The 12483-nt window shown below is 71.1% G+C and carries 16 protein-coding genes; 9 read left to right on the top strand and 7 right to left on the bottom strand.

Translation table 11 applies throughout. The features are described from left to right. Positions 1–24: 24 nt before the first annotated feature. Genes ACZ63J_RS37835 through ACZ63J_RS37810 form a run of 6 tightly spaced genes read left to right on the top strand, consistent with a single transcriptional unit; the run spans position 25 to position 5048 of the window. Complete coding sequence (locus ACZ63J_RS37835) at positions 25–915, top strand: DUF6282 family protein (RefSeq protein ID WP_465407322.1); 891 nt, start codon at positions 25–27, stop codon at positions 913–915. Between the two features lie 12 nt (positions 916–927). After that, entirely contained in the window at positions 928–1791 is an 864-nt protein-coding gene (locus tag ACZ63J_RS37830; protein ID WP_465407323.1) for a cupin domain-containing protein, read from the top strand. Positions 1792–1835: 44 nt separating this feature from the next. Then, complete coding sequence (locus ACZ63J_RS37825; protein ID WP_465439828.1) at positions 1836–2558, top strand: HpcH/HpaI aldolase family protein; 723 nt, start codon at positions 1836–1838, stop codon at positions 2556–2558. Continuing rightward, positions 2555–3394 carry an LLM class flavin-dependent oxidoreductase gene (locus tag ACZ63J_RS37820; RefSeq protein WP_465407327.1) on the top strand — a complete coding sequence of 280 codons (840 nt, stop codon included), beginning with the start codon at positions 2555–2557 and terminating at the stop codon, positions 3392–3394. Before ACZ63J_RS37825 ends, ACZ63J_RS37820 begins: the two co-directional genes overlap by 4 nt. Further along, a complete protein-coding gene (kce, locus tag ACZ63J_RS37815) occupies positions 3394–4311 on the top strand; it encodes a 3,5-dioxohexanoate:acetyl-CoA acetone transferase (protein WP_465407329.1) in 918 nt (305 codons plus the stop codon). Before ACZ63J_RS37820 ends, kce begins: the two co-directional genes overlap by 1 nt. Beyond that, complete coding sequence (locus ACZ63J_RS37810) at positions 4308–5048, top strand: SDR family NAD(P)-dependent oxidoreductase (RefSeq protein ID WP_465337188.1); 741 nt, start codon at positions 4308–4310, stop codon at positions 5046–5048. The genes kce and ACZ63J_RS37810 overlap by 4 nt, the downstream gene beginning before the upstream one ends. 45 nt (positions 5049–5093) lie before the next feature. Here the strand turns inward: ACZ63J_RS37810 and ACZ63J_RS37805 are convergent, their stop codons facing one another. The 3 genes from ACZ63J_RS37805 to ACZ63J_RS37795 all read right to left on the bottom strand — a co-directional run bounded on the left by ACZ63J_RS37805 (position 5094) and on the right by ACZ63J_RS37795 (position 7362). After that, positions 5094–5606 (bottom strand): hypothetical protein, encoded by a 513-nt coding sequence (locus ACZ63J_RS37805; RefSeq protein ID WP_465407331.1) that lies wholly within the window; start codon positions 5604–5606, stop codon positions 5094–5096. 57 nt (positions 5607–5663) lie between these two features. Then, on the bottom strand, positions 5664–6824 hold the full coding sequence (locus ACZ63J_RS37800) for an LLM class flavin-dependent oxidoreductase (RefSeq protein ID WP_465407333.1): 1161 nt from the start codon (positions 6822–6824) through the stop codon (positions 5664–5666). A 112-nt stretch (positions 6825–6936) separates the two neighbouring features. Beyond that, complete coding sequence (locus ACZ63J_RS37795; protein ID WP_465337194.1) at positions 6937–7362, bottom strand: pyridoxamine 5'-phosphate oxidase family protein; 426 nt, start codon at positions 7360–7362, stop codon at positions 6937–6939. 132 nt (positions 7363–7494) lie between these two features. Here ACZ63J_RS37795 and ACZ63J_RS37790 point away from each other — a divergent pair, with 132 nt between their 5' ends. Further along, a complete protein-coding gene (locus ACZ63J_RS37790; RefSeq protein WP_465305836.1) occupies positions 7495–7764 on the top strand; it encodes a GlsB/YeaQ/YmgE family stress response membrane protein in 270 nt (89 codons plus the stop codon). A gap of 39 nt (positions 7765–7803) precedes the next feature. Here ACZ63J_RS37790 and ACZ63J_RS37785 read toward each other — a convergent pair whose 3' ends face one another. Beyond that, complete coding sequence (locus tag ACZ63J_RS37785; protein ID WP_465407335.1) at positions 7804–8904, bottom strand: S1 family peptidase; 1101 nt, start codon at positions 8902–8904, stop codon at positions 7804–7806. 365 nt (positions 8905–9269) lie between these two features. Here ACZ63J_RS37785 and ACZ63J_RS37780 point away from each other — a divergent pair, with 365 nt between their 5' ends. Further along, positions 9270–9509 (top strand): hypothetical protein, encoded by a 240-nt coding sequence (locus ACZ63J_RS37780; protein WP_465407337.1) that lies wholly within the window; start codon positions 9270–9272, stop codon positions 9507–9509. A 136-nt stretch (positions 9510–9645) separates the two neighbouring features. After that, positions 9646–10053 carry an ATP-binding protein gene (locus tag ACZ63J_RS37775; RefSeq protein ID WP_465407339.1) on the top strand — a complete coding sequence of 136 codons (408 nt, stop codon included), beginning with the start codon at positions 9646–9648 and terminating at the stop codon, positions 10051–10053. A 151-nt stretch (positions 10054–10204) separates the two neighbouring features. On the opposite strand, the gene ACZ63J_RS37770 is transcribed toward ACZ63J_RS37775, so the two are convergent. From ACZ63J_RS37770 to ACZ63J_RS37760, 3 genes are all read right to left on the bottom strand, one after another. Then, positions 10205–10573, bottom strand: coding sequence for a hypothetical protein (locus ACZ63J_RS37770; RefSeq protein ID WP_465407341.1), 369 nt, complete (start codon positions 10571–10573; stop codon positions 10205–10207). Positions 10574–10767: 194 nt separating this feature from the next. Further along, complete coding sequence (locus tag ACZ63J_RS37765; RefSeq protein WP_465407343.1) at positions 10768–11799, bottom strand: potassium channel family protein; 1032 nt, start codon at positions 11797–11799, stop codon at positions 10768–10770. A gap of 104 nt (positions 11800–11903) precedes the next feature. Continuing rightward, the gene (locus ACZ63J_RS37760) at positions 11904–12452 is read right to left on the bottom strand and encodes a hypothetical protein (RefSeq protein ID WP_465407345.1); all 549 of its coding nucleotides are present in this window, start codon (positions 12450–12452) and stop codon (positions 11904–11906) included. Positions 12453–12483: the final 31 nt, after the last annotated feature.

Raw genomic sequence — 12483 nt, 5'->3', positions numbered from 1 at the left:
CATAATGCGAACGAAAGGCGACCCATGAGCCCGCGCCCCGCCATCGCGACCGTCCTGGACGGCCTGGCCGACATGCACGTCCACTCCGGCCCCAGCCCGTTCCCCCGCCGCTTCGACCACGTCGAGGCCGCGCAGGACGGCGCCCGGATCGGGATGCGCGCCATGGTCGCGAAGTCCCACCACCACAACACCCAGATGGACGTGCTCGCGATGAAGGGCCGCCTCGCCGACGTCGCCGCGTCGGTCTACGGCGGGATCGCGCTGAACAGCACGGTCGGCGGGCTCAACGTGCACGCCGTGCGGATGACCCTGCGGATGGGCGGCAAGGTCGTCTGGTTCCCGACCATCTCGTCGGGCCGACACATCGACTGCCACCCCGAGGACGGCGCGTTCCCGACCACGACCGTGCCCTTGACGCTGGAGCGCATCGACATCGTCGACGGCGAAGGCGCCCTCAAGCCCGAGGCGATCGAGATCCTCGACGAGATCAAGGACCAGCAGGCCGTCCTCAACGGCGGGCACATGTACCCGGAATACATCAGGACGCTGTTCCAGGAGGCCCACGAGCGCGGCCTGAAGCGGATGGTCGTCAGCCACCCGGACTTCGTGATCGGCGCCGACCCGGCCGTGTGCCGAGAGCTGATCGAGCTCGGCGCGTTCATCGAGCACGAGGTCGGCATGTACGACCCCGAGGGCACCCAGAAGTGGGACCCGAAGCAGCTGCTGACCTGGATCGAGACCCTCGGCCCGGAGCACACCGTGCTGGCCTCGGACTTCGGCCAGAAGGCCAACCCGAAGCCGGTCGACGCCTGGATGCGCGTCGGCGAGGCGCTGCTCGACCTCGGCCTGCCGGAGAAGGACCTGCGGCGGATGGTCCGTGACAACCCCGGCTACCTGCTGAACCTCGACGCCTGAAAGGACGCTCCCGTGTACGAAAAGGACGATCCCCGCGCCGGCCTGGCCACCGCGGCCCGGCCCGACAGCGGCGACTCGATCGCGGCCGCGCAGTACCTCGACCTGCACACCACCCCGGTGGTGCGGGCACAGAACGTCATCCTGGTCCACACGGAGGCCCGCTCCGGCGCCGACCTGGACAACGGAACCCTGGAAGGCGAGCTGGCGATCGTCGTCACCGACGCCTCGCCCGCGTTCACCGTGCTGACCGACGACGGCGCGACCAAAGTGGACTCCCCCGGGCTGGTGGTCGTCCCGCCGGGGGCGTCGCGGATCAGCGTCCACGGCGACGGGCCGCTGGTCTGGCTCGTCGAGGCGACCGAACCGGCGTGGCGCGACCGCGTGGCGAACGCCGACGCCTACGTCGAGGACCACCCGCGTGTCGCGTTGCTGAAGCGCTGGCCCGCGCCCGCTGAGACGCGCGTCCGGTTCTATCCGCTTTCGGAGGTCCCGGACGACCCGAAGCGGTTCGGGCGCATCTTCCGGACGCGGTCGTTCATGGTGAACTTCCTGCCGCTCCAGCACGGCCCGCGTGACGCACGGAAGCTCTCCCCGCACGACCACGCCGACTTCGAACAGCTTTCCCTTGCCGTGCAAGGAGAATACGTCCACCACATCCGGACGCCGTGGCTGCCCGACAGCACCACCTGGCGCGAGGACGAGCACGTGCGGATCGGCAGCCCGTCGGTGACGGTCATCCCGCCGCCGACCGTGCACACGTCCGAAGCGAGCGATCCCGGCGTCAACCAGCTGATCGACATCTTCAGCCCGCCGCGGGTGGACTTCTCGGAGAAACCGGGTTGGGTCCTCAACGCCGACGACTACCCGATGCCGTGAGCGGGCGCACCGGGGGCGGGCTGTTCACCCGCTCGCACACTCCCGTGGGCACGTGGCTGAAGATCGCGTCCGGTGAGCCCGCCGAGATCATGGCGTTCGCCGGGTTCGACTTCGTGGTGGTCGACCTCGAGCACGCGCCGCTCGACCTGCAGACGGCGTACCAGCTGATCACCACCGCGGCCGCGCTCGGCATGACGCCGATCGTGCGGGTGCCGGACAAGACGCCGTCGACGATCCAGAAGATCCTCGACGCGGGCGCCATGGGCATCCTCGTGCCGCACGTCGACACCGTCGAGGAGGCGGCCGCGGTCGGGCGCGCGTGCCGGTTCCCGCCGCATGGCGTCCGCGGCGCCGGCGGCACCAGCCGCGCCGGGTCTTGGGGCCTGAAGCCGAACGCCGACTACCTGGCGACGGGCAACAAGGACGTGCTCTGCATCCCCCAGCTGGAGAGCGTCGAGGCGATCAAGGCCGCCCCCGAGATGCTGGCACTGGACACAGTGGACGCGGTCTTCGTCGGCGCGGCGGACCTCTCGATGTCGATGGGGTCGACGCCCGCGTCGCCGGACGTGCTCGACCTGGTCGCGTCGGCGATCTCGGCCGCCCACGCGGCGGGCAAGCGGTGCGGGCTCGCGTTCGGCGGGGTGCCGGAGAAGGCCGCGCAGGCCGTGCGGGACGGCTGCGACTTCGTCCTGCTCAGCAACGACACGACGATGCTGGCCGAAGCGGCCCGCGGGCTGGTGACGGCGTTCCGGGCAGCGACCGGATGACACTCACCCTGCCGCGCACGGCGTTGTCGATCGCCGAGCTGGACAACCTGGACCACAACGGCGTCGTGCGGTTCGTGCGGGCGCTCGAGGAGTACGGCCACCGGATGGTCTGGATTCCCGAGGTCGCCGGGCGCGAGGCGTTCACGACGGCGGCGCTGGTGCTGAGCTCGACGTCGCGGCTGATCGTCGGCAACGGCGTCGCGCGGGCTCTGGAGCGGGTGCCGAAGTCGGCGGCGTCGGCCGCGCGGGGCTTGGCCGACGGGTATCCCGGGCGGTACGTGCTGGGGCTCGGGGTCAGCGGGGCGGTCCGCGAACGCGGGGTCGGACCGCTGCCGTTCCTGCGGGACTACCTCGACGGCGTCGACAAGACGGCGCCCGGGGTGCCGCGGGTGCTCGGCGCGTATTCGGCGGGGATCACGCGGCTGGCGGCGGAGCGAGCCGACGGGCTGATCACGTTCCTCGTCACACCCGAGCACACCCGCTGGGCGCGCGAGACGATCGGGGACCTCTTCCTGTCCGTCGTGCAGTGGGCGGTAGTCGGGCGGTCGCGCGCCGCGGCCCGGGACGTCGCGCGGGAGCGGCTCGCCTACTACCTGACGCTCCCCCACCAGATCGCGAAGCTGACGCGGCTCGGCTTCACCGAAGCCGACCTCGCGCCGCCGGGGTCCGACCGCCTGCTCGACGCGCTCGTCGCCTACGGCACCCCGGCCGAGGTGCGCGAAGCCGTGCGGGCCCAGTACGACGCGGGCGCCACGCAGGTGGCGTTGAGCCTGGTCGGCCCGCTGGACGAAGCGAAGCTGGACGCCTACCGGGCGCTCGCTGAAGAGGAGAACTGATGCGCACGGCCGAAAAGGTCATCATCACCACCGCGATCACGGGCTCGGTGAACATCCCGTCGCAGAGCCCGTACCTGCCGTTGTCCGCCGACGAAGTCGCCGACGCGGCGCTGGAAGCCGTCGAGGCCGGGTCCGCCGTGATCCACCTGCACGCGCGGGAGCCGGACGGGCGGCCCACTCCCGACCCCGAGGTCTTCGAGAAGATCGTCGGGCGGATCACCGCGGAGACCGACGCGGTCATCAACATCACCACCGGCGGCGCGTCGTCGATGACGATGGACGAACGGCTCGCGGCCGCGTACCGGCTGAAGCCCGAGGTCGCGTCGATGAACATGGGGTCGATGAACTTCGTCTACTCGGGCATTGCCGACAAGGTGACGGAGTGGAAGCACGACTGGGAGAAGCCGTACGTGCTGAACACCTACTCCCACCCGTTCGTGAACACCTTTGACAAGATCGAGCACACCCTGCGCGCGCTCGGCGAGTCCGGGACCCGGTTCGAGTACGAGTGTTACGACATCGGGCACCTGTACTCGCTGGCCCACTTCGCCGAGCGCGGCCTGGCCAAGCCGCCGCTGCTGATCCAGGGCGTGTTCGGTGTCCTGGGCGGCATCGGCGCCGACCACGCGAACCTGGAGCACATGGTGCGGATCGCCGACAAGCTGTTCGGGGACGACTACTACTTCTCGGCCTTCGCGGCCGGGCGCGACCAGCTGAGCTTCGGCACGCACAGCGCGTGGCTCGGCGGGCACGTGCGGGTCGGGCTGGAGGACAGCCTCTGGATCGGCAAGGGGCGGCTGGCCTCGAGCAATGCCCAGCAGGTCCGGAAGATCCGGGCGGTCGTCGAAGATCTCGGCAAGCCGATCGCCACCCCGGCCGACGCGCGCGCGATGCTCGCCCTGCGAGGTGTGGCATGAGCTTGCTGACGGGAAAGGTGATTCTGGTCGTCGGGGCCAGTTCGGGCATCGGCGCGGACGCGGCCCGGGTGTTCGCTTCGGACGGTGCGTCGGTGATGCTGGTGGCCCGGAACGAAGAGCCGTTGGCCAAGCTCGCCGCGGAGCTGTCCGACTTCGACGTGGCCTACACGACGGGCGACATCACCTCGGCGTCCGATGTGGACGCGTTCGTGGCGGCGACGGTGACGCGCTTCGGCCGCCTCGACGGCGCGTTCAACAACGCGGCGATGGGCGGCAGCGGCCGGCTCGACTCGGTTTCGGAGGCGGACTTCGACCGGATCATGGCGGTGAACGTCAAGGGCACGTGGCTGTGCCTGCGCGCAGAGGTCCGCGCGATGACGGGGGCCGGCTCGATCGTGAACGTGAGCAGCATCGGCGGCCTGCGCGGCAGCTCCGGAATGGGCGCGTACCAGGCGACGAAGCACGCGGTGATCGGCCTGACCCGCACCGCCGCCCACGACTTCGGCCCCCGGGGCATCCGGGTCAACGTGATCGCCCCCGGCCCGACGGAGACACCGATGCTGGACGAGCTCCGCCGCACGATCCCGGGCGGGGTGGAGGCCCGGATCGCGGCAACGCCGTTGCGAAAGGCGGGAACGGGCCAGGAAGTAGGCTCGACGGCGGCGTTCCTGTTGAGCGACCGGGCAAGCCACTTGAGCGGCGTTGTGCTACCGGTGGACGGCGGCTTCACGGCGTAGCGCTGGTTCCTTCCGGGCGGCGGGATCTCTCGACCCGCCGCCCGGCTACTCGTCACCGGGCACCGACGTGACCTGAATCCGGAACCTCGGCCTCCTCCGAAACCCGCTGACTCGCAAAGGATTCAGATACAGATCCGAACGAGCTCGTGCGATCAAGGCGAACTCGCGAAGGCACGGCCACACCGGCGTTCCCTCCTGCTGCGAGTCACGGAGAGCGAGAAACCCCGTTTTCTCCGCCGCATCGACGACGCGCACGACAGTCAGTCCCCACAGCGCGATCGCGTCCCGCATCGAGACATACCGCCGGCAGCACAAGAAACCGAGCATGTTCAACGAGGACAACGCATGGTTGGCCGACCGGAAGTCTTCAGCGGACAAAGCGTCAGGTGACCCACCGGTCTCGCGCATCTCGAAGACCACCCGCCGGCCATGCTGGTTCTCCGGCACCAGCTGCCGCTCGTGTGCGTCGAGGAGGAGATCCCTGCGGGAGGTGCGCCGGTTGTAGACGAACACGAACGTGCTGACCAGCACCGCGATGAACGATACGACGACAGCCATGTCCGGAGGATGCCCGACAACCGCCGGCGCGACAACAACCGGCCGCCCCACCGGGGGTCACGCCAGGTCGGGGATCAGCTCGCCGACCAGGCGGATGCTCTTCATGACCTGCTCGTGCGGGATGCCGCCGATCTGCTGGAGGCACATCATCCGGTCGATGCCCAGGTCGGCGTACGCGCGCAGCTTCTTGCGGCACGTCTCCGGGCTGCCGACGATCAGGGAGTCCTGCGCGCTCAGCACCTCGAACACCTCGTCGTCGGCCACCTGCTCGCCCTGGAGGATGCGGGCGATCAGCAGGTTCGCCTCCGACGGCGCGTTTTCCGCTTCGCCGCGGAGGAAGTCGCCCGTCAGGCCCGGGGACTTCACCAGCTCCTCGTTGCGGGCGTTGGCCCTCACGAACTCCGTGGCCGCTTCGAAGAACGTCAGGGCCGTCACCGTGTACCAGGCCGCGGCCGCTGCCGCGCCGTTGCGCATCGCCTCTTCGTCGGTGTCCGCGCAGTGGACGAACGTGAAGAACCCGACCTGGTTGTTGACGAACGCCCCGACCGGCGACGTGCACTGCGAGGCCGCCGCGCGGTAGAGGCCGATCAGGCGGCCCGCGCGTTCCAGGGACTCCCACATCGTCGTGCCCAGCACGCCGACGCCGCGCCGGCCGGCCTCCTCGAACGACGCCGGGCTCGCCGCCGCCTGCCAGAGCGGCGGGTGCGGGCGCTGCATCGGCTTCGGGCCGATCGAGACGCCGTCGACCGGGTACGCGCCGCCGGTGTGGGAGAACCGTTCGGACGTCCACATCTTCGGCACCATCTCGAACGCCTGCTGCGTCTCGGCGCGCGCGTCGTCCGGGGTGATGCCGAACAGGCGCCACTCCGGGATGGTCGACCGGGTCAGCCCGAGCTCCACCCGGCCGCCGCTGAGGTGGTCGAGCGTCGCCGCCCGCTCGGCGACGCGGATCGGGTGGTTGAACCGCCCCGGCGCGAGCACGGCGGAGTGCCCCAGCCGGATCCGGCTGGTGCGCTGGGAAAGCGCCGCCAGCATGAGCTCGGGCGCCGAGGAGAGGCTGAACTCCCCCGCGCCGTGGTGCTCGACCTGCCACCAGCAGCCGTAGCCCAGCTCGTCGGCGAGGACGGCCTGCTCGATCGCCTGGCGGAACCTCAGCTGCTCGTGCCCTTCGGTCCAGGGGCGCGGGTTCTGGATCTCGTTGAACAGGTCGATCTTCATGCACGGCCTCCGCGTCGTCGGGGTCACCGAGAAGTCAGTCCCCGAGAGCGACTGCACCGTTACGGGTAGTCACTCGGAAGGAGCAGTTCCCCCGACGAGCGGAGCCGATCGGTCAGCCGGGCCCGAGGTCGGCCGACAGCCAGTGTTCCGGGCGCATGAAGACGGCCGCGTGCTCGCCGAGCTCCGTGCGCTCGAACTCGACGAAGCCGTCGACCTTCTCCGGGGGCAGATAGCGCGCCGCCATCTCGCGGGCGCGGCCCGGGTCGTCCGGCTCGGTCGCCGTCACCGGTCCTTCCACCGAGACGTACCGGACCGTCGGCTCGGTGCGCTGCACCAGCAGGCTGAACCGGCCGGCGGCCTCGATCGCCCGGGTCTTCCGCGCGTCCGGGGCCGTGCGGATCCACAGGTCGCCCCCCGGCGTGTACTGGTACCAGATCGGCACCGTGAGCGGCGCGCGATCGGGCCGCTCCACGACCGAGAGCGCGCCGACGTGGGGCAACGCCAGGAATTCTTCGCGTTCTTCCTTGGACAGCACCATGCGCCCGAAGCTACCCGGGGGGTCCGACAAAAACGCGCTGAGATCCAGGTCACGTCCGGCGCGCTCGGCGCGCCGCGGCGCCGGGTGGCTGCCATCCTGTGCCGTCAGGAAGGCACCCGGAGGAGGACACCCGTGGGAATCATCGGCTGGATCGTGCTCGGCCTCATCGCCGGCATCATCGCGAAGGTCCTCATGCCCGGCAAGGACCCCGGCGGCTGCATCATCACGATGCTGCTCGGCGTCGCGGGCGCGTTCGTCGGCGGCTGGATCGGCAAGACGCTGTTCCACACCCAGCTCGGCACGTTCTTCGACCTGCGCACGTGGGGCCTGGCGGTGCTGGGCGCGCTGGTCATCCTGCTCGCCTACCGCCTGCTCTTCGGCGGCCGCAGCCGCCGAGACTGACGGCGGGCCGCCGGGGAACTCCCCGGCGGCCGGCCGTGCTCAGTTGAGGCTGACGCCGTACGCGCTCAACGCCTCGCCCACCGGCTGGAAGTAGGACGAGCTGCCGCCCTTGCCCGAGGTGATGCCGAGGCCGACACTGCCGGCGAACAGGCAGCCGCCCGAGTCGCCCGGGTTGACCAGCGCGTTGGTCTGGATCAGCTGGTACACCGAGCCTTCCGCGTAGTTGACCGTCACGTTCGTGCGCTGCACCGAGCCCGACGTCAGGTGCGTGGTGCTGCCGCTCTTGCTGATCCGCTGCCCGACGGCCGCCGTGCCGGCGGAGCTGATCCGCTGCGTGGAGCCGTTCCACAGGGTGACCGCGCCCGGCGCGCTGCCGGTGGTGTTGCGGATCAGGCCGTAGTCGTTGGTCGGGAAGCTCGACCCCTGCGACGGGCCGACGTTCCACTGCGAGACCGCGCGGGTGCAGTGGCCGGCGTCGATGAGGTAGTTCTGGCCGCCGCGGTTGGTGTTGAAGCCGGCCGAGCAGCGGGTGCCGCCGCCGGTGATGGCTTCGCCGTTGTAGATCGCGGTGTGCATCTCGCCGGCGACGCGCTCCACGCGGACGCGGTCGCCGAGCGTCCCGGCCACCCGCAGCAGGGCCTCGGTGCCCTTGGCCGCGTCGGCCACGGTGAGCACGACCTGGTTGGTCTTCGGGTCGAGGCCGACCGAAGTGTGCGCCACCGCGGGCAGCGCCTGCAGCGCGTCCTGCGCGCTCGCCAGCGCGGCGCTGGAGTGCTTGACCAGCTTCGCCTGCGCGCCGGCCGCGGTGACCCGGTCGGCGGCCGCCTGGTCGAGGACGTTCACCACCGGTTTGGCGGCGGCGTCGAGGTAGCCGTCGGCGGCGCGGGCGCCGAGCGACGCCGTCGCCTTCTGCAGGGTCTCGACGCTCGCCGACTGCGTGCGCAGCAAGGCGACCGCGGCGGACTCGCTGATGCCGGCCTCGGCGGCCAGCGACGCGACCGCCTCGCTCTGCACGGTCGGCGAGTAGCCGTCGAGGGTGGTGGCGGTGGCCGGGGCGGCGAAGCCGATGACCGCGGCGGCGGCCACCAGGGTGGTGGCGGAGCGGGCGAACAGGTGGTGTCCCGGGGACGTTCTGCGCATGCCGGTAACTCACTTTCGCGGGAAGACCGGCGCGAGGGGTGGCCACGCCGGCCACGGTGGGGGAAGCCGGCCACGAAGGCCGGCGCCGGTGGTCCGGTGCGGTCGAGGGTGATCGGCGGCCGGGACCGGCGGTACCGACTTTCGTCGGACAGGACAAAAGATAGGTACCGGGCAAAACGGCCACAGCGGTTTCGCGCACAGTAACCGGACAGCGAGCCGGCGGGCCGCACGCCAGCGGAGATGTTGTTGTGCAGGGCCGTTTTAGCTGAGGTGAACAAGAATCGGCTGTTCGCGTGAACGTGTTAATCGCTTCGCCCGGTTAAGCTGGACTCTGGTGTGACCGTCGGTTCGGAGAAGATTCGCGCATGGAAGACCAGCGGCAGGTGCTCGTCCGGGCGGAATCCCGGCGCGTCAAGGTGTCCGATCTCGACGGCGCCCACGAGACGCTTTCCTACCCTGGTGTCACTCTGACCCGCGTCAGCGCCGGCTCCCCGCACGACGAGGTCTGGCTGCCGATGGGCGACCTGCCGTCCGAGGTCGACGACGAAGCCCTCATCGCCGCCCTGCGCGAAGCCTTCCTCTGGCGGACCGAGCTCAACCGCTGACCGGCCCGGATCGCTGCACAACCGCTCACGCGCCTGCCCAGGTTCGACCCGGTCACGGAGTGCTCGTCGCCTAGCAGCGCCCGCCGGGGATAAACCTCGCCGTCCTGGGTAGACCTCCCTCGAAGGAGGGTGCTGCGTGCGGGTCAGCTGGAGCATGACGGGACAGCCGGGGTGGCAGGTGCTGGACGTGGCCGGGAGCGGCTCCCCTGGCCTGGCAGCCGCCCGCCGATGGGCGGAGAAGGTGCTGGCCACGCTCGCCGAACGGCACCTGATCGACGCGCTCATCGTGGTCGGCGAGCTGCTCGAGAACGCCCACGTGCACGCCGGCGGACCCGGCCAGCTGCGGATCCACCGCACGGCGGACCCCTGCGAGGTGACCGTGGCCGTCACCGACACCGGGAGGGGCGAACCCCGGCTGCGCGTGCCCGACCGCGGTGGCGGCCGCGGCCTGCTGCTCGTCGACCAGCTGTGCCTGGCCTGGGGTGTCAGCCGTCACGACGACGGAAAACTCGTGTGGGCCCGGCTCGACTGTGACGAGGCGTGACCACCAGAACGATGCGTGACCGATGCGGTCCACTTCGGACCAATTTTCGTCCCTTATGGACGACGACCGACCGGGTCCGAATAGGACAATCCTCTGTGGAACACCGGAAGAGCGTTACGGCACCACAGAAATGTCCGGCGTGGTTTGCCGCCTACCGGCGTGGCGCGCCGGGCGGCACCTGCCGGGGCCGCGCGACGGGCGGCCGGGCCTGCCGCCGCGCCGGGGGCTGCTGCTGCGGCGCCCGGTCTCGCTCTCGCGCCGGGGGCTGCGGCGCGCGGTCCCGCACCGGGCGTCGAGGCGGTTCCGGAGCCGGGGGCGGCGGCGGGGCCGCCGAGGGCCGGTTGGCCCAGGAGTCGAAGAGCACGATCAGCGCCGCGAACACGGCGCAGCCCAGCCCCAGCAGCAGGTTGACGAGCGCGCCGAGGATCCCGGCGACGAGCAGCACCGGCAGCACCGCCATCAGGCAGAACGGGTCGATCCGGCCGAACTTCGGGCGCTTCCCACCCGCGGCCGGGCTCACACCCGCCCCCACGCGCGACTGGCTGTTCTTCGGGCCATTGTCGCAGTATGCAAGACTCGGCCGGGCCCGGCCAGTGGCGTGGGCCACCTCCGTCGAACCGGACGGAAGTTCCCGAACCGGACAGCACGGCTCGCGGCCGGACATCTCGGCCCGGCTTGATCACGGAGCCGGTCGAGCCGATCACGCTGACGGGATCACGACGCGCGCAGGGCCGTCTCGACCTCGGCTTCGCTCAACCGCCGGGGGCTCACGTAGTACAGCACCGCGCCGGCCGGGAGGTCCCGGTCCCAGGCGGGGTTCACCACGAGGTCGCCGGCCGACCGGGCGGCCAGGATGGTGGCTCCGAACGTCCGGCCCAGCGCGAGCCGGCAGCGCTCGGCGGGCAGCCGTCCCAGCGACTCCGGCAGGGTCACCGAGTACGTCCCCGCGCCGCCCGTGGTCATCAGCTCGGCGTAGACGTCGGTGATCCCGGGCGAGGTGAGCTCTTCGGTGACCATCCGGGGCGTGTGCCACTGGACGCACCTGATCCGCGGGTTCACGTACCGGACCAGCTCGGACTTCTCCATGTCCCGCAGCGCGACCACCACGTGCGCCGACGGGCTCGCGTGGTCGACCGTGACCGCCACGGCCAGCGCTTCGTTGTCGTCCGCCATGTCGACCAGGACCGCCGCGGCCCGGGGCACGGCCGCCCGGTCCAGCACACCGGCCGCCGTCGGCTCGCCGCGGACGAAGTCCACCGGCTGCGCCGGCATCGGGTGGACCGCGACCTCCTCGCCCGCGCAGACCACCAGCCCCGCCACGCCGTCGGCCAGCAGCTGGGCGACGATCCGCTCGGTCCGCCCGGCCGTGTAGCCGATCAGCACCGTGTGCCCGGTGGCGCGCACCGGCTCGGTCCCCTGCATCCGCCGTCCCTTCGCCTGCTCGAGCTTCGCGGCGAGCTTGGTGAACACCGTGGTGAGAGTGGCGATCCCGCCGACGATCACGTACGCGCCGACGAAGTGGCCGGCCGTGCTCTCGGGCGAGTAGTCGCCGTACCCGACGGTGGCCGCCGTGACCACGAAGTACCACCAGTAGTTGCCGGCCCGGACCAGGTCGCTGCCCGCCGGTTCGGCGAGCACCATCAGCGGCCAGCTGGTGGCGAACACGAACACGACGACGAGCACCGGCAGCGTCCAGCCGCGGTTCGCCAGCCAGCGCGAGAACAAGCGGGAGAGGAAGAACGGCACCGCTCCTCCTCACCGGACCGACCGCGAATTCCCGCCAGCCGATCACACCGGCGGGCGGGGAAACAACGGCGGTTACCGGAATGAGTCCTCTTGAGACGGTCCGGTTATCCGGGACGGCCGGTCCAGTGGACGACGTCCGGGTACTCGAGGAACTTCCGCAGGTGCTGGTCTTCCGTGCGGCCGTGCAGCGGGAACTGCAGGCTCGAGCCGTCCGGCCACGTCAGGGTCCGCTTGCGCAGGCTGAGCTGCGGCGCCGCCGCCCCGCGTGCCTCCCAGTCGACCTTCGGCTCGGGCGCGTCGGCGAGATCGGTGGACGTCGACCCGGTGTCCACCACCGCGAGGCTCGACGGCGAGCACACCAGCCACGGCCCGTCCAGCCGCCGGAACCGGTCGGCCAGGTCGAGCACCTGCGCGTCCGCCGGGCCGGAAACCCGGACCTCCCGCTGGAACGGCCGCCCCGGGGCGCCGCCGTTCGCCAGGGCGAAGACGGCGAACACCGCCGTGCCGATGCCGCGCAGGATGTTCCAGAAGAACCGCCGGACGAGCCGCTTCCCCTGCACGGTGCCGTCCAGCCGACGGCCGGGGACGGCGAAGCCCAGGTCGGTGTCGCCGAGGCGCAGCACGATGACCGGCTCCTGCCACCGCGTGCGCATCAGCTCCTCGACGCGCTCCCGGAACCCGGGC

The sequence above is a fragment of the Amycolatopsis sp. NPDC104863 genome (genome assembly GCF_055582965.1).
This window is presented reverse-complemented; position numbering and strand designations above follow the sequence as displayed.

Coding starts and splice junctions, on each gene's coding strand:
- ACZ63J_RS37835 (WP_465407322.1), top strand. CDS start 25: ATGAGCCCGCGCCCCGCCATCGCGACCGTCCTGGACGGCCTGGCCGAC.
- ACZ63J_RS37820 (WP_465407327.1), top strand. CDS start 2,555: ATGACACTCACCCTGCCGCGCACGGCGTTGTCGATCGCCGAGCTGGAC.
- kce (WP_465407329.1), top strand. CDS start 3,394: ATGCGCACGGCCGAAAAGGTCATCATCACCACCGCGATCACGGGCTCG.
- ACZ63J_RS37810 (WP_465337188.1), top strand. CDS start 4,308: ATGAGCTTGCTGACGGGAAAGGTGATTCTGGTCGTCGGGGCCAGTTCG.
- ACZ63J_RS37805 (WP_465407331.1), bottom strand. CDS start 5,606: ATGGCTGTCGTCGTATCGTTCATCGCGGTGCTGGTCAGCACGTTCGTG.
- ACZ63J_RS37800 (WP_465407333.1), bottom strand. CDS start 6,824: ATGAAGATCGACCTGTTCAACGAGATCCAGAACCCGCGCCCCTGGACC.
- ACZ63J_RS37795 (WP_465337194.1), bottom strand. CDS start 7,362: ATGGTGCTGTCCAAGGAAGAACGCGAAGAATTCCTGGCGTTGCCCCAC.
- ACZ63J_RS37785 (WP_465407335.1), bottom strand. CDS start 8,904: ATGCGCAGAACGTCCCCGGGACACCACCTGTTCGCCCGCTCCGCCACC.
- ACZ63J_RS37780 (WP_465407337.1), top strand. CDS start 9,270: ATGGAAGACCAGCGGCAGGTGCTCGTCCGGGCGGAATCCCGGCGCGTC.
- ACZ63J_RS37760 (WP_465407345.1), bottom strand. CDS start 12,452: ATGCGCACGCGGTGGCAGGAGCCGGTCATCGTGCTGCGCCTCGGCGAC.